The sequence below is a fragment of the Kitasatospora sp. NPDC057223 genome (genome assembly GCF_042669755.1).
GTDB lineage: Bacteria > Actinomycetota > Actinomycetes > Streptomycetales > Streptomycetaceae > Kitasatospora.
The window spans coordinates 54,651-72,364 of record NZ_JBHUWW010000001.1; the positions used below are offsets into that span (position 1 = coordinate 54,651).

Sequence of the window (17,714 nt, forward strand, 5' to 3'; positions counted from 1 at the left end):
CGGCATGCCGGACGGGCCGGGCCGGCGGGGCGGTCGTACGCCGCTCCGCCGGCCCGGCCCGTTGTCCGGGCGAGTCCCGCGTTCCGGTCCCGTTCGGGCCGGGCCGCTCGCTCAGGCCAGCCCGAGCACCGTGCGCAGGGCCTCGTCGAGCGCCCGCTCGCGGTCCGGCAGGGCGCCCTCGGAGCGCCAGGCGACGAACCCGTCGGGGCGCACCAGCACCGCGCCGTCCGCGCCCACGCCGTACAGCTCCGCCCAGTCCGCGCCGGGCTCGGGAGCCAGGTCGTCGTCCGCGCCGGAGCCGACCCGGTAGGTGTCCAGCGGCACCGCGAGCCGGTCGGCGGCCCGGCGGGCGGCCGGGTGCCAGTCCGCCCCCTGCGGCCCGGTGAGCAGCACGAGCGCCTGCTCGTAGAGGTCGAGCGTGGAGAGCCGCACCCCGGCCCGCAGCAGCCACATGTGCGGGGCCCGGCTGCCCGGCTCGCCGCTGAGCCGGAAGTTCTCCGGCACCACCGGCTGCTGCGGGTCGGCGCCGGCCACCGCGCCCTCGGGGTAGCGGTAGCCGAGCGCGACGGCGAGCACGCCCGCCTGCCGGCCGGTGCCGGGGACGGCGTCGTAGCCCGGGTGGCGGTGCTCGGCCGAGCGGGCGGAGGCCCGCTCGCTGGTGACCCGGGCCACCGGCCGGCGCTCGGTGGTGTAGCTGTCGAGCAGCGCGGACCCGCCCCAGCCGCCGAGGACGGCGGCGAGCTTCCAGGCGAGGTTGTGCGCGTCCTGGATGCCGGTGTTGGAACCGAACGCCCCGGTCGGGGACATCTCGTGGGCGGAGTCCCCGGCCAGGAAGACCCGGCCGCTGGAGTACTGGTCGGCGACCCGTTCGGCGGCGTGCCAGGGCGCCCTGCCGGTGATCTCCACCTCCAGGTCGGGCACCCCGGTCGCGGTCCGGATGTGCTGGATGCAGCGCTCGTCGGTGAACGCCTCCATCGGCTCGCCGTGCTCCGGGTGCCAGGGAGCGTGGAACACCCAGTGCTCGCGGTTGTCGACCGGCAGCAGCGCCCCCGGCCCCTGAGGGTTGGTCAGGTAGCAGGCGATGAAGTGCCGGTCTCCCACGACGTCCGGCAGCCGCTTGGCGCGGAAGGTGATGCTGACGTTGTGGAACAGCTCGCCCTTGCCGGACTGCCCGATCCCGAGCCGCTCCCGGACGGGGCTGCGCGGCCCGTCCGCGGCGATCAGGTACTGGGCCCGGACGGTGCGCTCCTCCCCGGTCTCGCGGCTGCGCAGCACCGCGGTGACACCCTCGGCGTCCTGCTCGAAGGACATCAGCTCCGTCCCGAAGCGGATCTCGCCGCCGAGGTCGCGGGCCTGGCGCAGCAGCACCGGCTCCAGGTCGTTCTGGCTGCACAGGCACCAGGAGGAGGGGCTGAACCGGGCCAGCGCCCCGCCCGGGTCGATCTCCCGGAACAGCCACTCCTGCTCCGCCCCGGTGAGGGTGTCGGCCTGCAGGATGCCGTGGTTCTCGGCGAGCACCGAGGCGGCCTCGCGGACGCCCGGCTCGGCGCCGGCGACCCGCAGCAGTTCCATCGTCCGGACGTTGTTGCCGCGTCCACGCGGGTGATGCGAGGTGCCCGCGTGCTTCTCGACGACCAGGTGTCTGACACCCAGTCGGCCCAGGAACAGCGAGGCCGACAGGCCCACCAGTGACCCGCCCACGATCAGGACCGGCACCCGGTCGTCCACCTTCGGATTCATCAATTGCTCCAGCCTGTACGGGATGCACGGCCCGGCGGCGTGCTCGCCACCGGCCGTCGGCAGGGCCCGCGGACGCGGCGCCCCGTCCTTCCATCCCCCGTCGGCGGGGGGTTGTCCGCCCTCTTCGCTCGGATGGCTCGCATATCTCGCGCCATCCGTGGCGCCGCATCACGATCGACCACAGAGCCCTGATGTGCGGCCCGCGCCCGACGCAGCCGCACCTCCGGGCTCGCAGGCCTGGACCCGGACCTCGGCAGCGGCGGCCCGTGACGCGGGCGTCCGCCCGGTACGGCAGCACCGGCACCCGGCCGTACCGGGCGGACGCCCGGCCGGCCCGAGCGGCACACCCGGCCCGAGCAGCACACCCAGGCAGAACCACAGGCAGCACGAGCAGAAAGTGGACCATGACGACTCTGTCCGAACCCCAGGTGCAGCAGCACGCCGAACTCGACGACTCCCGGCTCCGGGTGGTGCTGATGCTGGAGATCCAGGACGGCGCCCAGCAGCGCTTCCTGGACGTGTACGAGAAGCTCCGCCACCGGGTCGCCTCGGTGCCCGGCCATGTCAGCGACCAGCTCTGCCAGTCGATCGACGACCCCCGGCAGTGGCTGATCACCAGCGAGTGGAACGACCCCGACTCGTTCCTGGCCTGGGTGGACAGCCCGGCGCACCGCGAGATGGTCAAGCCGATGCACGGCTGCGTCAGCGACCGGTTCCGCTCGCTGCGCTACAACGTGCTGCGGGAGACCTCGGCGGCGGGCGGGGCCACCGGCACCCGCAAGCCCGAGGAGGTCCGGGCCGGCTCGCCGCGCGCGGGCGGGCACCCGGGCATGCCGCAGGTCACCCCCGGCCCGGACGGCGTGATCCGGCACGCGCTGACCTTCACGGTCAAGCCCGGCAGCGAGCGCAAGGTCGCGAAGATCCTCGCGGGCTACACCTCGCCGCAGGCGAAGGTCGACGAGACCACCAGGCTGCAGCGCACCTCGCTGTTCATGCACGGCAACCGGGTGGTGCGGGCGGTCGAGGTGGTCGGCGACCTGGGAGCCGCACTGCGCCACGTGGCGATGCAGCCGGAGATCCGCGCGGTCGAGGAGGCCATCAACCCGTACCTGGAGGAGGACCGCGAGCTGGGCAACCCGGAGGCGGCCCGCGCCTTCTTCGCCCGCGCCGCGCTGCCGGCGGTGCACCATACGCCGGTGGCCGGGACGGTCCGCGGCGAGGTGGAGCGCCAGGCGCTGGTGTACCCCGTCCGCAAGGGCAACGGCGCCGCGGTGGCCAAGCTGCTCGCCGAGCAGGACGGGCTCGCGGCGGCCGACCCGCGGAACCCGGTGCTCGGCGGCACGGTGTTCCAGCGCGAGGACATCGTCGTCCGGGTGGTGGACCTGCAGGCCGAGGCCGGCGCGCAGCCGGCGGCGGCGCTGGGCGTGGGCGACGAGCGCGAGGCGGCCGTGCTCGGCAGCCTGCTGGACCTCGGCCCGGAGGGTGACCTGCGGACCTCGGCCGGCGTCGCGCGGTTCCTCGCCGAGTGCGACATGGGCCTGGTGACCGACCGCAGCTCGCAGGAGTCCTGACCCCGCCCGGGGAGAGGCGACCGTACGACCACTTGGAGGAGAGAGCCATGACCACGCAGTACCCACGTATCGTGCACGTCGACGAGGCAGCGCCCAACCACAAGCGGGGCGGCGAGATCCGCGCCATGCTCACCCCGACCGTGGTGGGTGCCACCAGCGGGTTCATGGGCCTGGCGACGGTGCTGCCGGGCGAGCAGATCAACGAGCACTACCACCCGTACTCCGAGGAGTTCGTATACGTCGTTTCGGGTGACCTGGAGGTCGACCTCGACGGCGTCCCGCACCGGCTCACGCCCGACCAGGGCGTGATGATCCCGATCAACATGCGCCACCGCTTCCGCAACGTCGGCAGCACCGAGGCGCGGATGGTCTTCCACTGCGGCCCGCTCGCCCCGCGCCCCGAACTCGGGCACGTGGACACCGAGGAGGGCCTGGAGTCCGGCCCGCCGGAACACGCCAAGGTGGCCTCGTGACCCGGCGGGTGGCGATCACCGGTATCGGTGTGGTCGCCCCCGGCGGTGTCGGCGTACCGGCCTTCTGGGACCTGCTCACCTCCGGGCGCACCGCGACCCGGGGCATCACGCTCTTCAACCCCGAGGGGTTCCGCTCCCGGATCGCGGCCGAGTGCGACTTCGACCCGGCCGAGCACGGTCTGGACATCGCGACCGTCCAACGCTCGGACCGCTACGTGCAGTTCGCCCTCGTGGCGGCTGCCGAGGCGGTCCGCGACTCGGGCCTCGACCTCCAGGCCGAGGACCCGTGGCGGGTCGGCGTCTCGCTCGGCACCGCCGTCGGCGGCACCACCAGGCTGGAGCACGACTACGCCCTGGTGAGCACCGCCGGCGCCCGCTGGGACGTCGACCACCTGCGGGCGGAGCCGCACCTGCACCGGGCCTTCGCGCCCAGCACGCTGGCCTCCGCCGTCGCCGAGCAGGCCGGCGCCCAGGGGCCGGTGCAGACCGTCTCCACCGGGTGCACCTCCGGTCTGGACGCGATCGGCTACGCCTTCCAGGCGGTCGAGGACGGGCGCGCCGACATCTGCCTGGCCGGCGCGTCGGACTCGCCGATCTCGCCGATCACCGTCGCCTGCTTCGACGCCATCAAGGCGACCTCGGAGCACAACGACGACCCGGCGCACGCCTCCCGCCCGTTCGACCTCAACCGGGACGGCTTCGTGCTCGGCGAGGGCGGGGCCGTGCTGGTGCTGGAGGAGCTGGAGCACGCGAAGCGGCGCGGCGCGCGGATCTACGGCGAGCTGGGCGGCTTCGCGACCTTCGGCAACGCCTACCACATGACCGGCCTGACGCAGGAGGGCCACGAGATGTCGGAGGCCATCGACCGGGCACTGGCCCACGCCCGGGTCGAGCGCACCGACGTCGACTACGTCAACGCGCACGGCTCCGGCACCAAGCAGAACGACCGGCACGAGACGGCCGCGGTCAAGCGCTCACTGGGCGCCCACGCGTTCGAGACGCCGATGAGCTCGATCAAGTCGATGGTCGGGCACTCGCTCGGCGCGATCGGCGCGATCGAGGTCGTCGCCTGCACCCTCGCGCTGGCCCACGGCGTGGTGCCGCCGACCGCCAACTACGAGACTCCGGACCCGGAGTGCGACCTCGACTACGTGCCGCGCACCGCCAGGGAGCTGCCGCTGCGCAACATCCTGTCGGTCGGCAGCGGGTTCGGCGGCTTCCAGTCCGCCGTAGTGCTCAGCAGAACGGGGTGAGAACATGACGGCACGTCAGCAGGGGCGCCGCGCGGTGGTCACCGGCCTCGGCGTGGTGGCCCCCAGCGGCGTCGGCGCCGACGCCTTCTGGAAGGCCACCCGGCAGGGCGTCAGCGTCCTGGACCGGATCGACCGGGAGGGCTGCGACGGCTATCCGCTGCGGGTGGCCGGCGAGGTACGCGACTTCGCGGCGGATGCCGCGATCGACGGCCGCTTCCTCGTCCAGACCGACCGCTTCACGCACTACGCGATGGCCGCGGCCGACCTGGCGGTGGCCGACGCCGGGTTCAGGCCCGACGAGAACGCGCCGTTCGGCGTCGGGGTGGTCACCGCCGCAGGCTCGGGCGGCGGCGAGTTCGGCCAGCGCGAGCTCCAGCAACTCTGGGGCTCGGGGCCGCACTTCGTCGGCCCCTACCAGTCCATCGCCTGGTTCTACGCGGCCAGCACCGGGCAGATCTCCATCCGCGGCGGCTTCAAGGGCCCCTGCGCGGTCGTCGCCAGCGACGAGGCCGGCGGCCTGGACGCGCTCGCCCACGCGGCGCGCTCGATCCGGCGCGGCACGGACGCGGTCGTGGTCGGCGCCGCCGAGGCGCCGCTCGCCCCGTACTCGATGGTCTGCCAGCTCGGCTACCCGGAGCTGAGCCTCGGCGAGGACCCGGCCACCGCCTATCTGCCGTTCTCCGCGGCGGCGAGCGGATTCGTGCCCGCCGAGGGCGGGGCGATGCTGATGGTCGAGGACGAGGGCGCCGCACTGCGGCGCGGCGCCAAGGTCCGGGCCGTACTGGCCGGCCACGGCGCGACCTTCACCGGCGCGTCCCGCTGGGAGGAGTCCCGGGAGGGGCTCGTCCGGGCGATCCGCGTCGCCCTGGACGAGGCGCGCTGCTCGCCCGAGGAGATCGACGTGGTCTTCGCCGACGCCCTGGGCGTCCCGGCCGCCGACCGCGCCGAGGCCCTGGCGCTGGCCGACGCGCTCGGCCCGTACGCCGAACGCGTCCCGGTGACCGCGCCCAAGGCGGGCATCGGACGCGCCTACTGCGGCGCGCCCGTCCTCGACGTGGCGGCCGCGGTCCTGGCCATGGAGGACGGCGTGGTGCCGCCCACCCCCAACGTCACCGAGGTCTGCCACGACCTGGCCCTGGTGACCGGGCACGCCCGGCCCGCCGAGCTGCGCACCGCGCTCGTGCTGAGCCGGGGCCTGATGGGCTCCAACGCCGCCGTGGTGATCCGCCGCGGCAACGGCGAGCGGCCCTGACCGCACCCGGCACCGTCCCCGTATCCACCACGCAACACCCACAGCGATCAGGAGAACCCCACTCATGAGCACTGCCCTCACCCACGCCGAACTCGCCTCGCTGATCAGGACGAGGGCCGGCATCACCGTCGACGCCCTGGACATGGAGAGCCGCCCCGACGTGACCTTCGAGGAGTACGGCATCGACTCGCTCGGCCTGCTCGGCATCGTCGGCGAACTGGAGAACCGGCACTCCACCCGGATCAGCTCGGGAGCCGAACTCTCCAAGACCCCGGCCGAGTTCATCGACGTCGTCAACGCGTCCCTGACCGCGAAGGCAGGTGCCTGAGATGCCCGGGCACACCGACAACGAGATCCTCATCGCCGCCCCCGTCGACCTGGTCTGGGAGATCACCAACGACCTGGAGAACTGGCCGCAGCTGTTCAGCGAGTACGCCTCGGTCGAGGTGCTGAACCGCGAGGGCGACAGCACCACCTTCCGGCTCACCATGCACCCGGACGAGAACGGGCAGATCTGGAGCTGGGTCTCCGAGCGCACGACCGACCGCTCCTCGCTCGCGGTCAAGGCACGGCGGGTCGAGCCGGGGCCGTTCGAGTTCATGGACATCCGCTGGGAGTACGCCGAGCACCCGGCCGGCACCCGGATGCGCTGGATCCAGGACTTCGCCATGAAGCCCACCGCGCCGGTCGACGACAACGGCATGACCAACCACATCAACCGCAACTCGCGGGTCCAGATGCAGCTCATCCGCGAGAAGGTCGAGAAGCAGGCGGGCGACGAATGAGCGAGACCTACCGCACCCTGATCGTCGCCAGGATGAAGCCCGACTCGGCCCACAGCATCGCCGAGGTCTTCGCCGACTCCGACCGGGGCGAACTGCCGCAGCTGGTCGGCGTGACCGGCCGCAGCCTGTTCCAGTTCGGCGACGTGTACGTGCACCTGGTCGAGGCCGACCGCCCGCCGGGGCCGGCCGTCGCCAAGGTCGCCGGGCACCCGGCCTTCCGGGAGGTGAGCGAGCGGCTGCTGCCGTACGTGGACGCCTACGACCCGCTGACCTGGCGCGGACCCCAGGACGCCATGGCCCGTGAGTTCTACCGCTGGGAGCGCGCCGCCGTGGCCCGCTGACACCAGCTGCCCGACCCTCCGAGGGCGCCGTCCGGTCTCCAGCAGACCGGCGGCGCCCTCCGGCATGCGGGCACTGGGCCGAACTGCTGACACCTGATCAGCTCCCCCGGTGCGGCAGGCGGGTGAAGAATCCCGGGAGTCCACCCGAAGGGCCCACGGCGTTACCGTCCCGTGATCTCCCCAGGTGGCAGGACGCCCGGATCTGACTGACCGTGAGAAAGACGCACCGTGCGACTCGGTAGCCGACAACCCGTCGGCGGTCGCACACCGCGCCGGAAGGACCATCCCCATGCGTTCTGCACGCACCCTGCTGACCGGAGCGGCACTCGCCGCCGCCCTCACCGTCGGAGCCCCGGTCGCCGCCGCCTTCGCCGCCGACTCACCCGACCAGGGCAAGACGCTCACCTGGGAGGAGAAGCAGGCCAAGGCGGCCAGCCCCGAGGGCCAGAAGACCTGGGAGGAGAAGCAGGCGACGGGCAAGCCCGACTCCTCCACCTCCTCCGCCGAGGAGGAGAAGGCCCCGCACGGCGGCGTGCACACCGGCGGCGGCGGCATGGCCGTGTCCGGCGGCGGCGCGGCCTCCGGCGCCGTGCTGCTGCTCGGCGGCCTCGGCGTCGGCGCCTACGCGCTGCGCCGCCGCAAGGGTGCGGGCGCCGCGATCTGACCCGCAGCACCCACCCGTACGCTCCCTGCCGTGGCCGCCGCTCAGCGCCGGCCACGGCAGGGCGTGCGAGAGGGCCGGAAGGACACGGGGGCGGGAGGGCTCAGGCAGCGGGGGCGAAGGCGAGGTATCTCTGATGGCTGATCGGACTCCCGGCCGGGAGGGCATCCCCGGACTGCTGCGGGTGGGCATGGCGGCGGCCGCCGTCGGCTGCCTGCTGCTCTACAGCTCGGTGGACGCGTCGCCCGCACCGACCCCGGCACCCGCACCGCCGGCGGTGGCCGCCGCGGTCAGCGCCGCCGGGGCCTCCCCCGCACCGGCCGCACCGGCGCCGGCCGCCGAGCCGGCGAAGCCCGCCAAGCCCGCGGCGCCCGTGCTGGCGCGCTCCGCGCCGACCCGGCTGAGGATCCCGCAGATCGCCGTGAACGCGCCGTTCACCGAGCTGACGCTCGACGCCAACGGGGCGCTGAACGCGCCGGCGCAGGACAACAAGAACCTGGTCGGCTGGTACCGCGGCGGGCCGACGCCCGGTGAACGCGGCAGCGCCGTGGTGGCCGGGCACGTGGACACCAGAACGGGCCCCGCGGTCTTCCTGCTGCTGCGGATGCTGCTGCCGGGCAACAAGATCGAGGTGACGCGGGCGGACGGCACGATCGCGGTGTTCTCCGTCGACTCCGTCCGGACCTTCCCGAAGGACGCCTTCCCCGACGACCTGGTGTACGGCAGGACGAGCGACGCCCAGCTGCGCCTGATCACCTGCGGCGGCTCGTACGACAAGAAGCGCAAGGACTACCTGGACAACGTGGTGGTCTTCGCGCACCTGGAGTCCTCCCGCAAGGCCTGACCCCCCGCCGGCCCGGCGGCCCGCCGACGCAGGCGCTCAGCGGCCGGGCGGGTGGCCGCCCCCACGCGGGGTCGACATGAGATGGGCGAGTACGGCCAGCACCCGGCGGTTGTCGTCGTCGGAGGGAGCGAGCCCCAGCTTGGAGAAGATGCTGGTGCTGTGCTTGGAGACGGCCTTCTCGCTGACGAAGAGCCGGTGGGCGATGGCACTGTTGGAGCGCCCCTCCGCCATGAGTTCGAGCACCTGCCGCTCCCGCTCCGTGAGCCCGCCGAGGGGCTCACCCCGGCCGCCGCGGCCGAGCAGCCTGGTGACCACCTCGGGGTCCATGACCGTACCGCCCCCGGCGACCGTACGGATCGTGTCGACGAACTGGTCGTCACTGAACACCCGGTCCTTGAGCAGGTAGCCGACCCCTCCCGCGCCGTCGGCGAGCAGCTCCCGGGCGTAGATCTGCTCGACGTACTGCGAGAGCAGCAGGATCGGCAGCCCGGGGATCCGCTCCCGGGCGGACAGGGCGGCGCGGAGCCCGTCGTCGGTGTGGGTGGGCGGCAGCCTGATGTCCACGATCGCGATGTCCGGCCGGAACTCCAGCAGCGCGCCGAGCAGGCCCGGCGCGCTGCCGGTCGCCGCCGCGATCTCGAACCCGTGCGCCTTGAGAAGCCTGACCAGCCCCTCCCGCAGCAGGAAGAGATCCTCTGCGACAACTACCCGCACGGCACCTCCATGACCACGATCGTCGGCCCGCCGGGCGGACTGCTGACCGCCAGGATGCCATCGAAGGCCGCCAGCCTCCGCTCCACCCCGGCCAGTCCGCTGCCGGCGGCGGGATCGGCGCCACCCACCCCGTCGTCGGACACCTCGATCCGCAGCAGCCCGTCCGTCCGGCCCGCCCGGATCCGCAGGCTGCCCGCCGAGGCGTGCCGGACGGCGTTGGTCACCACCTCGGCCACGGCGAAGTAGCAGGCCGACTCCAGGGGAGCGTCGAGCCTCGCTGACAGGTCGATCTCGGTCTCGCAGGGCAGCGGCAGGTCCAGTGCCAGCGCCCGGATCGCCTCCCCCAGGCCGCGGTCGGCCAGCATCGGCGGGTAGATGCCCCGGACCAGGCCACGCAGTTCCTCCAGCGCCGCCACCGAGGCGACGCGGGCCTCCACGAGCAGCGCGGCGGCCTCCTGCGGGCTGCTGGTGATCATCTTTTCGGCGGCCCTCAGGTTCATCCCGATCGCGACCAGCCGGCCCTGCGCGCCGTCGTGCAGATCACGCTCGATCCGGCGCAGTTCCGCGGCCGCGGAGGTGACCGCCTCGGCGCGCGTCTCGGTCAGCTCCCGCACCCGCCGGGCCAGCCTGGGATCCGGCCCCCGGCCCAGCAGCCGCCTGACGTCCGGCAGCACGGTCAGCGGCAGCAGCCAGAGCCCCAGGGCCAGCAGCAGCGCCCCCTGGATCCCGCCGAGCACCGCCATGTGGTGACCCAACTCGACGGGCTCGAAGGGGAGGGGCGGCGCGTCCTGCGGCGGGGTACCGGACGTCTCCACCACCAGGGCGCGCCCGAAGCCGCCCTGGACGATGCCGTTCAGCCCGAGCCCCACCAGCCCCAGGGCCGCCAGGTCCGCCGCCGCCCGGGGCCACCGCACCAGCCCGCCCACGACGGCCGCCAGGAGTGCCAGCCCCACCAGGTAGCCCACCACGGCCCGTGCCGGGCCGGCGCTCGGCGACGCGGGCGCCCACGGATCCGGACCGAGCAGTCCGGCCGCCATCACCACGACGGCGGGCAGCAGCAGGGCCCACCGTCCGGGCCCGCGATTCAACGGCCGGGCCGCGGCGAGCCCGGCGAGGGCGGCGAGCGGCAGGACGATCGAGCAGCCCAGCACGAGGTCCGGGCCCGGCAGGCCGGGTACGCGCGTGAACGCGTTCACCAGGGCCAGCAGTTCGCCGGTCACGGCGGCGATCACGGACGGGACCCACTGCCTGGGTGCGCGGACCGGCGGGAGCAGGGCGCCGGCCAGCAGGGCGGTCAGCAGCAGTGCGGTGGGGAGCACCCCGATGGAGGCCAGGTCCGGCACGGTCATGATGACCGAGGAGCCGGTCGATCCGGGGTCGTGCGGGTCGATCCCGGGGTTGTGCAGGTCGGCCGACAGCACCGACGCGCTGCCGTACGCCGCCGTGCCCATGAGCCCCGCCACGACCGGCCGGCCGAGACGCCCGGCGAGGCCGGGCCCGCGCGCCGGCGCCCGCTCCGCCCTGACCGCCAGGACCGCGCACACGGCGGTCAACGCCACGATCACGCCGGGCAGCCAGGCTCCCGCGTACATCGGAAACGGCCACATATCCAACCCCCGTCTGTCTTCGCGCCGCGAGCTGCGGCCCGCAGATCATGCTGGTGCGCGGGGCCGGGCCGGCGCCATGGACCGGGACCTACTTCCCGGGTGGGCAAACACCTACCCCGCCCGGGCGCAGCACCCGGGCGCGGGCACGGGGACGTGCGAAAGCCGGCACCCGGTGGGTGCCGGCTTTCCCGCGCGGGCCGGTCAGGCCTGGACGGTGCTCTCGAAGGCGTGCAGGTACGGGTTGACCGGGCGGACCTCGCCGACCTTCAGGCCGGCCGCCGACATCAGCTTCACCATGCTGTCCTCGGAGTGCTTGGCACCGCCGACGTTCAGCAGCAGCAACAGGTCCATCGCCGTGGTGAACCGCATCGACGGGCTGTTGTCCACCAGGTTCTCGACGACCACGACCCGGGCGCCCGGCCGGGCCGCCTTCACGACGTTGGCCAGCGTGCGCCGGGTGCTCTCGTCGTCCCACTCCAGGATGTTCTTGATGATGTAGAGGTCGGCCCGGACCGGGATCTCGTTGCGGCAGTCGCCGGGGACGAGCCGGGCGCGGTCGGCGAACACGCCGCCCTCGCGCAGCCGGGGATCGGCGCCCGCCACCACCTTGGGCAGGTCCAGCAGGGTGCCGTGCAGGTGCGGGTACTTCTCCAGCAGGCTGGCCAGCACGTGGCCCTGGCCGCCGCCGATGTCGACGACCGAGTCGACGCCGGTGAGGTCCAGGTACTCGGCGAGGTCTGCGGCGGACTGCCGGCTGGAGGTGGTCATCGCCTTGTCGAAGACCTTCGCCGAGTCGCCGGCGTCACTGTGCAGGTAGTCGAAGAACTCCTTGCCGAACACGTCCGGGAAGACGTTCTTGCCGGAGCGCACGGCCTCGTCCAGCCGCGGCCAGGCCTCCCAGGTCCACGGCTCGGTGCACCACAGGGAGATGTAGCGCAGGCTGTTCGGGGCGTCCTCGCGCAGCAGACGGGACATCTCGGTGTGGACGAAGCGGTCGCCGTCGGTCTCGGCGAAGATGCCGTAGCAGGACAGCGCGCGCAGCAGGCGGCGCAGCGGCTTGGGCTCGGTGGTCACGGCCTTGGCGAGGTCGTCCACGGTGGTCGGCTCGTCGCCCAGCGCGTCGGCGACGCCCAGCCGGGCGGCGGCCCGCACGGCGGCGGCGCAGGCGGCGCCGAAGACGAGTTCGCGCAGGCGCATGGCGGCCTGCGGGTCGGTGATCGGTGCGGTGGTCATGGGGCCGTCTTTCTTCTGGTCAGGAGGGCAGCAGAACGGGAGGGGCCGGGAGTTCAGCAGTGTCCGGCGGGCTCGGACACCGCGCAGTGGTTGCGGGTGAAGACGTTGTCCGCGCCGGTGTCGCGGTCGGCGAGGTCGGCCGGGCCGTTGCCGGAGACGTGGTTGCCGCTGACGGTGATCCGGGTGTTGGGCACACCGACGACACTGCGGAAGAGCACGATGCCGCCGGACATCGACGAGCCGCCGACGTTGCCTTCCACCTGGTTGCCGCTCACCAGGGTGTCCTCGGCTCCGGTGAGCAGGATTCCGGTGCCCTGGATGGCGTCCAGACGGGGGTTCGGGGGGCAGTACTTGTTGTTCGCGGTGACCTTGTTCCGGCTGATCGTCAGGGCGCCCGCACGTGGCACGCCCTCGTCGCCGACGATGAACACACCGCCGCAGTTGCCGCTGATGGCGTTGCGCTCGACCGTGAGGTCGCGGGCCCGCCGGACGGTGACGCCGATCCGGTTGCCCTCCAGCCGGTTCTCGCGGATCACCGCGCCCTCGGTGTCGATGGCGCCGCCCTCGTTGTCGACCGTGTTGGCGAGGAAGATCCCGGACTGGCCGTTGCCGGTGGCCTCGTTCCCGGTGAGCATCCCCCGGGTCGACTTCTCCTGGCTGATGCCCTGCTGGCCGTTGCCCTGGACGCGGACGGCGCGGACGGCCATCCCGTCCGTCTCGGAGGCGTTGACGCCGTTCTTGCGGAAGCCGGAGACGGTGAGCGCCTCGATCCGGACGCCGGTGAGGCGGTGGCCCGCGGCGCCCGTGACGCAGATGCCGTGGCCGGCCAGGGCGCAGGCGTTGGCGTCGTCGGCCCCGGGGGTGATCACGGTCTCGGGGCCGGCCCCCCGGATCGTCAGGCCGGAGGTGGTGACCAGCACGCTCCCCTGGTAGCTGCCGGGCAGCAGCTGGACGGTGTCGCCGGGGGCGGCCGCGTCGACGGCCTGCTGGACGGACTCACCGGGCCGGACGAGGTGGCGGGCGGAGGCGTGCGCCGGGGGTACGGCGCCCAGGGTGATCAGGGCCGCGGCGGTGGCCGTGGCCGCGGCGAGGTGGGTGACCCGTCGCGTGGACATGAATCGGAACCTGCTTTCCTTGCGCGATCGCGGGGCGCGGTGCGGTGGGTGACGGCCGGTCGGATCGAAGTCCGCGGGCGGTGCTCCGCCGGGGCGCTCGGGCGGCACACGTGTCCGCCGGTTCGACGCTAGGGGCGATGCCGCGGCCCCGCCACCGGGTGGGCCTGCGGGGCTGACGGACCATCGGCCGGTTGTCGTAACGGGCCGTCAGGGCGGCGCGGGGACGCCGGGGCGGGATCTCTGCAATTTCTTGCAGAAACTTTCAGAAAGCCATTGACGCGCCGCTTCCCGGGACGGGAAGGTCATCACCACCACCCGCACCGAAAGGGCCGCCGCCATGCCCGGACTCCCGCCGCCCGTCGCCGACGAGCGCGACGCACTGCTCGCCTTCCTCACCCAGCAGCGCCAGGCGCTGCGCATCACCGCCCACGGGCTCACCGAGGCCCAGGCCCGCTCCGCGCCCTCCGCCAGCGAGCTCAACATCGCCGGCCTGGTCAAGCACGCCGGCCGCTGCGAACGCGGCTGGATGGACCTCGTCCTCCAGCGCGACAGCGGGCCCCGCCGCGACCCGGACGAGCCGGACACCGGCGACTTCCACCTGGGGCCGGACGAGAGCCTGGCCGGGCTGCTCGTCCAGTACGAGCAGGCCTGCGCCGAGACGGACGCGATCGTGGCCTCGATCGCCGATCTCGGCCGGCCGGTGCCCGTACCGCAGGGCTTCCCGTGGTTCCCCGCCGACCTCAAGGAGTGGTCGGTCCGCTGGGTGCTGCTGCACCTGATCGAGGAGACCGCGCGGCACGCCGGCCACGCCGACATCATCCGCGAGACCGTCGACGGCGCCACCCGGGACCCGCTGATGGCGGCGGCCGAGCAGTGGCCCGACCCGTGGTTCACACCCTGGGAGCCGGCCCCGGCGTCCGGGTGAGGGCCGGTGGCGGGCGGGCGGACGGCGCGTGACAGGCTCGGGGGATGAACGCCGCCGCCCTGCCGCCCGCCGCCCGCAATCCGGTCGGAGCCCACGTCCCGGTCGCCGCGAAGGGGCTGGCGGGCACCGGCCTGGCGTACGCGCGGCGGGTCGGCGCCGAGACCGTGCAGGTGTTCGTGGCCAACCCGCGGGGCTGGGCCACTCCCCCGGGTGACCCGGCCCAGGACGAGGCGTTCCGCACCGCCTGCGCCGAGGAGGACATCGCCGCGTACGTCCACGCGCCGTACCTGATCAACTTCGGCTCGGACACGGCCGCCACCCGGGAGCACTCCGTCCGGTCGCTGCGGCACTCGCTGCTGCGCGGGCGGGCGATCGGCGCGCGCGGCGTGGTGGTGCACACCGGCTCCGCCGTCGGCGCCGCGGCCGACGGCGGCTCGCGGCGGGCCGAGGCGATGGCCCAGGTCCGCGCCGACGTCCGGCCGCTGCTGGACGAGCTGGGCACGCTCGGCGAGGACGCCCCGTGGCTGCTGCTGGAGCCCACGGCGGGCCAGGGCCGCTCGCTCTGCTCGCGGATGGAGGACCTCGCGGAGTACCTGGACGCGCTGGACGGCCACCCGAGGGTCGGGGTCTGCCTGGACACCTGCCACGCCTTCGCCGCCGGGCACGACCTGGCCGCGGCGGGCGGTGTCGGGGCGACGCTGGACGCGCTGGTGGCCGCCGCCGGCCCCGGCCGGCTGCGGCTGATCCACGCCAACGACTCCGAGGACGCGGTGGGCGCCCGCAAGGACCGGCACGCCAACATCGGGGCCGGACAGATCGGTGCGGCGCCGTTCCAGGAGCTGTTCGCGCACCCCGCGACGCGGGGCGTGCCGCTGGTCGTCGAGACGCCCGACCGCAAGCACGGCGGCGACGGCACCGGCCATGCCGCCGACATCGCGCGGCTGAAGGACCTGCGGGCGAAGGCGGCCGCCGAGGGCTGAGCGGCGCCCGAGCTGCCGGGCCGGGGCGGCGGTGGCAGGGTGGTACGAGGAATGCCCGAGCCGCTCAGCACCCGCGAGGGGGCACCCGATGAGTCCGACCCGACGACTGGCCGCACTGCCCTGCGGACGCCGCAGCAAATGGGTGGTCCTGGCGCTCTGGCTGGTACTGGTGGTGGTGGCCGGCCCGCTCGCCGGCAAGCTGATGAGCGCCGAGGACAACGAGGCGTCCAGCTGGCTGCCCGGCAAGGCCGAGTCGACCCAGGTCCTCGTCCTGCAGCGGACCTTCCAGCCCGTCGACACCGCGCAGGCGGTGGTGGTGTACGAGCGGCCGGGCGGCATCACGGCGGCCGACCGGGCCAAGGCCGCCCAGGACGCCGAGGCCTTCGCCGACGCCCCGCACGTGGTCGGCGCCGTGGTCGGCCCGCAGGAGTCGGCCGACGGGCAGGCCCTGCAGACCGTGGTGCCGGTCGACATCGGCAGCAACGGCTGGAACGACCTCAAGCCGGCCGTCGAGGACATGCGGGCGACCGCCGCCGCCGGCAGCGACGGGATGACCACCCACGTGACCGGCCCGGCCGGGATCGGGGCGGACCAGGCGGCGGCGTTCGAGGGGATCGACGGCACCCTGCTGTTCGGCACCGTCGCCGTGGTGATCATCCTGCTGCTGCTGACCTACCGCAGCCCGGTGCTCTGGGTGCTGCCGCTGGTGGCGGCGGGCGTCTCGCTGGCGGCCTCCCAGGCGCTGATCTACCTGCTGGCCGAGCACGCCGGACTGACCGTCAACGCACAGAGCGCCGGCATCCTGATCGTCCTGGTGCTCGGCGCGGGGACGGACTACGCCCTGCTGCTGACCGCCCGCTACCGGGAGGAACTGCGCCGTCACGAGGACCGGCACGAGGCGATGGCGTTCGCCCTGCACCGGGCCGGTCCGGCCATCCTGGCCAGCTCGGCGACCGTGGTCGCCTCCATGCTGTGCCTGCTGGTCGCGCAGATGAACTCCACCCGGGGCCTCGGCCCGGTCTGCGCGATCGGTGTGCTGGTGGCGCTGGTCGCGATGCTGACCCTGCTGCCCGCCCTGCTGGTGATCTTCGGCCGCTGGGTGTTCTGGCCGGTCCGCCCGGCGTACGGCACGCCGGAGCCGACGAAGACGGGCAACTGGGCGCACGTCGGGACGTGGATCGGACGCCGGCCGCGCAAGGTGTGGATCGGCACCGCGCTCGCCCTGGCGGCCTGCTGCGTCGGCCTGGTCTCGCTCAACGCCAACGGCCTGAGCACCGCCGGGACGTTCACCGGCAAGCCCGACTCGGTGGTCGGGCAGCAGGTGCTCGAACAGCACTTCCCCGGTGGCACCGGCGCGCCGCTCACGGTGATCAGCGCGGCGGGCCCGGCGGGCGCCGTGCAGGCCGCGGCCGCCGCCACCCCCGGGGTCGCCGCGACGACACCGCCGGTCACCCACGGCGAACTGGCCGTCTTCCAGGCCACCCTGGCCGACCCGCCGGACAGCCAGGCGGCCGAGGACACCGTGGACCAGGTCCGCGCCGCCGTGCACGCCGTACCGGACGCGAACGCGCAGGTCGGCGGGAGCACCGCGGTGATCCTGGACGCCGGGCGGGCCGCCGCCGCCGACAACCGGGCGATCATCCCCCTGGTGCTGGGCGTGGTGCTGGTGATCCTCGCGCTGCTGCTGCGGGCCGTCACCGCGCCGCTGGTACTGATCGGCACAGTCGTGCTGAGCTACGCGGCGGCGCTCGGCATCAGCGCGTTCTTCTTCGCGCACGTCTTCCACTTCGAGGGCCAGGACAACGCGTTCCCGCTGTTCGTGTTCGTCTTCCTGGTCGCGCTCGGCATCGACTACAACATCTTCCTGATGACCCGGGTGCGCGAGGAGGCGGGCCATCGCGGCACCCGGGCGGGCGCGGTGGCGGGCCTGGCCGCGACCGGCGGCGTGATCACCTCGGCCGGCCTGATCCTGGCCAGCACCTTCGCCGTCCTGGGCACCCTGCCGGTGGTGGGCTTCGCCGAGATCGGCTTCGCGGTGGCCCTGGGCGTGCTGCTGGACACCCTGATCGTGCGGTCGGTGCTGGTCACCGCGTTGACCATCGACCTCGACCGGCACATGTGGTGGCCGAGCCTGCTGTCGCGCCGACGCGAGGAACTGACGGACCGCCGGCGGGCGGACGTGAGCTGACAGCACGGCCGACGCAACGATGTTGGCCAGAC

Annotated in this window: 17 protein-coding genes; 12 read left to right on the forward strand and 5 right to left on the reverse strand. The window is 73.9% G+C overall.

Annotated features, from left to right (window positions below; genetic code table 11):
* Positions 1–111: 111 nt before the first annotated feature.
* Positions 112–1,740, reverse strand: a complete 1,629-nt coding sequence (locus ACFUK0_RS00280; protein WP_380245718.1) for an FAD-dependent oxidoreductase — start codon at positions 1,738–1,740, stop codon at positions 112–114.
* A gap of 404 nt (positions 1,741–2,144) precedes the next feature.
* Here ACFUK0_RS00280 and ACFUK0_RS00285 point away from each other — a divergent pair, with 404 nt between their 5' ends.
* The 9 genes from ACFUK0_RS00285 (at position 2,145) to ACFUK0_RS00325 (ending at position 8,920) form a co-directional block, all read left to right on the forward strand.
* Positions 2,145–3,311, forward strand: a complete 1,167-nt coding sequence (locus ACFUK0_RS00285; RefSeq protein WP_380245719.1) for a SchA/CurD-like domain-containing protein — start codon at positions 2,145–2,147, stop codon at positions 3,309–3,311.
* A gap of 47 nt (positions 3,312–3,358) precedes the next feature.
* Positions 3,359–3,784 (forward strand): cupin domain-containing protein, encoded by a 426-nt coding sequence (locus ACFUK0_RS00290; protein ID WP_380245720.1) that lies wholly within the window; start codon positions 3,359–3,361, stop codon positions 3,782–3,784.
* The gene (locus ACFUK0_RS00295) at positions 3,781–5,037 is read left to right on the forward strand and encodes a beta-ketoacyl-[acyl-carrier-protein] synthase family protein (protein ID WP_380245721.1); all 1,257 of its coding nucleotides are present in this window, start codon (positions 3,781–3,783) and stop codon (positions 5,035–5,037) included. The genes ACFUK0_RS00290 and ACFUK0_RS00295 overlap by 4 nt, the downstream gene beginning before the upstream one ends.
* Positions 5,038–5,041: 4 nt before the next feature.
* On the forward strand, positions 5,042–6,289 hold the full coding sequence (locus tag ACFUK0_RS00300; RefSeq protein WP_380245722.1) for a beta-ketoacyl synthase N-terminal-like domain-containing protein: 1,248 nt from the start codon (positions 5,042–5,044) through the stop codon (positions 6,287–6,289).
* Between the two features lie 64 nt (positions 6,290–6,353).
* Positions 6,354–6,617: an acyl carrier protein gene (locus ACFUK0_RS00305; protein WP_380245723.1), complete on the forward strand. Its 264-nt coding sequence runs from the start codon at positions 6,354–6,356 to the stop codon at positions 6,615–6,617.
* A gap of 1 nt (position 6,618) precedes the next feature.
* Entirely contained in the window at positions 6,619–7,074 is a 456-nt protein-coding gene (locus tag ACFUK0_RS00310; RefSeq protein ID WP_380245724.1) for an SRPBCC family protein, read from the forward strand.
* Positions 7,071–7,415: a TcmI family type II polyketide cyclase gene (locus tag ACFUK0_RS00315; protein WP_380245725.1), complete on the forward strand. Its 345-nt coding sequence runs from the start codon at positions 7,071–7,073 to the stop codon at positions 7,413–7,415. Before ACFUK0_RS00310 ends, ACFUK0_RS00315 begins: the two co-directional genes overlap by 4 nt.
* Positions 7,416–7,704: 289 nt before the next feature.
* Entirely contained in the window at positions 7,705–8,079 is a 375-nt protein-coding gene (locus ACFUK0_RS00320) for a hypothetical protein (protein WP_380245726.1), read from the forward strand.
* A 133-nt stretch (positions 8,080–8,212) separates the two neighbouring features.
* The gene (locus ACFUK0_RS00325) at positions 8,213–8,920 is read left to right on the forward strand and encodes a class F sortase (protein WP_380245727.1); all 708 of its coding nucleotides are present in this window, start codon (positions 8,213–8,215) and stop codon (positions 8,918–8,920) included.
* 36 nt (positions 8,921–8,956) lie between these two features.
* On the opposite strand, the gene ACFUK0_RS00330 is transcribed toward ACFUK0_RS00325, so the two are convergent.
* The 4 genes from ACFUK0_RS00330 to ACFUK0_RS00345 form a co-directional block, all read right to left on the reverse strand.
* Positions 8,957–9,634 carry a LuxR C-terminal-related transcriptional regulator gene (locus ACFUK0_RS00330; protein WP_380245728.1) on the reverse strand — a complete coding sequence of 226 codons (678 nt, stop codon included), beginning with the start codon at positions 9,632–9,634 and terminating at the stop codon, positions 8,957–8,959.
* Positions 9,625–11,241 (reverse strand): sensor histidine kinase, encoded by a 1,617-nt coding sequence (locus tag ACFUK0_RS00335; RefSeq protein ID WP_380245729.1) that lies wholly within the window; start codon positions 11,239–11,241, stop codon positions 9,625–9,627. Before ACFUK0_RS00335 ends, ACFUK0_RS00330 begins: the two co-directional genes overlap by 10 nt.
* Before the next feature lie 201 nt (positions 11,242–11,442).
* Positions 11,443–12,474, reverse strand: coding sequence for a methyltransferase (locus tag ACFUK0_RS00340; RefSeq protein WP_380245730.1), 1,032 nt, complete (start codon positions 12,472–12,474; stop codon positions 11,443–11,445).
* Between the two features lie 53 nt (positions 12,475–12,527).
* Entirely contained in the window at positions 12,528–13,589 is a 1,062-nt protein-coding gene (locus tag ACFUK0_RS00345) for a nitrous oxide reductase family maturation protein NosD (RefSeq protein ID WP_380245731.1), read from the reverse strand.
* Positions 13,590–13,926: 337 nt separating this feature from the next.
* Here ACFUK0_RS00345 and ACFUK0_RS00350 point away from each other — a divergent pair, with 337 nt between their 5' ends.
* The 3 genes from ACFUK0_RS00350 to ACFUK0_RS00360 all read left to right on the forward strand — a co-directional run bounded on the left by ACFUK0_RS00350 (position 13,927) and on the right by ACFUK0_RS00360 (position 17,682).
* Positions 13,927–14,514 carry a DinB family protein gene (locus tag ACFUK0_RS00350; RefSeq protein WP_380245732.1) on the forward strand — a complete coding sequence of 196 codons (588 nt, stop codon included), beginning with the start codon at positions 13,927–13,929 and terminating at the stop codon, positions 14,512–14,514.
* A 44-nt stretch (positions 14,515–14,558) separates the two neighbouring features.
* The gene (locus ACFUK0_RS00355) at positions 14,559–15,494 is read left to right on the forward strand and encodes a deoxyribonuclease IV (RefSeq protein WP_380245733.1); all 936 of its coding nucleotides are present in this window, start codon (positions 14,559–14,561) and stop codon (positions 15,492–15,494) included.
* 88 nt (positions 15,495–15,582) lie between these two features.
* The gene (locus ACFUK0_RS00360; protein ID WP_380245734.1) at positions 15,583–17,682 is read left to right on the forward strand and encodes an MMPL family transporter; all 2,100 of its coding nucleotides are present in this window, start codon (positions 15,583–15,585) and stop codon (positions 17,680–17,682) included.
* Positions 17,683–17,714 lie beyond the last annotated feature (32 nt).

Coding starts and splice junctions, on each gene's coding strand:
- ACFUK0_RS00325 (WP_380245727.1), top strand. CDS start 8,213: ATGGCTGATCGGACTCCCGGCCGGGAGGGCATCCCCGGACTGCTGCGG.
- ACFUK0_RS00290 (WP_380245720.1), top strand. CDS start 3,359: ATGACCACGCAGTACCCACGTATCGTGCACGTCGACGAGGCAGCGCCC.
- ACFUK0_RS00285 (WP_380245719.1), top strand. CDS start 2,145: ATGACGACTCTGTCCGAACCCCAGGTGCAGCAGCACGCCGAACTCGAC.
- ACFUK0_RS00300 (WP_380245722.1), top strand. CDS start 5,042: ATGACGGCACGTCAGCAGGGGCGCCGCGCGGTGGTCACCGGCCTCGGC.
- ACFUK0_RS00310 (WP_380245724.1), top strand. CDS start 6,619: ATGCCCGGGCACACCGACAACGAGATCCTCATCGCCGCCCCCGTCGAC.
- ACFUK0_RS00315 (WP_380245725.1), top strand. CDS start 7,071: ATGAGCGAGACCTACCGCACCCTGATCGTCGCCAGGATGAAGCCCGAC.
- ACFUK0_RS00320 (WP_380245726.1), top strand. CDS start 7,705: ATGCGTTCTGCACGCACCCTGCTGACCGGAGCGGCACTCGCCGCCGCC.
- ACFUK0_RS00355 (WP_380245733.1), top strand. CDS start 14,559: ATGAACGCCGCCGCCCTGCCGCCCGCCGCCCGCAATCCGGTCGGAGCC.
- ACFUK0_RS00360 (WP_380245734.1), top strand. CDS start 15,583: ATGAGTCCGACCCGACGACTGGCCGCACTGCCCTGCGGACGCCGCAGC.
- ACFUK0_RS00280 (WP_380245718.1), bottom strand. CDS start 1,740: ATGAATCCGAAGGTGGACGACCGGGTGCCGGTCCTGATCGTGGGCGGG.
- ACFUK0_RS00335 (WP_380245729.1), bottom strand. CDS start 11,241: ATGTGGCCGTTTCCGATGTACGCGGGAGCCTGGCTGCCCGGCGTGATC.
- ACFUK0_RS00305 (WP_380245723.1), top strand. CDS start 6,354: ATGAGCACTGCCCTCACCCACGCCGAACTCGCCTCGCTGATCAGGACG.
- ACFUK0_RS00350 (WP_380245732.1), top strand. CDS start 13,927: ATGCCCGGACTCCCGCCGCCCGTCGCCGACGAGCGCGACGCACTGCTC.
- ACFUK0_RS00345 (WP_380245731.1), bottom strand. CDS start 13,589: ATGTCCACGCGACGGGTCACCCACCTCGCCGCGGCCACGGCCACCGCC.
- ACFUK0_RS00340 (WP_380245730.1), bottom strand. CDS start 12,474: ATGACCACCGCACCGATCACCGACCCGCAGGCCGCCATGCGCCTGCGC.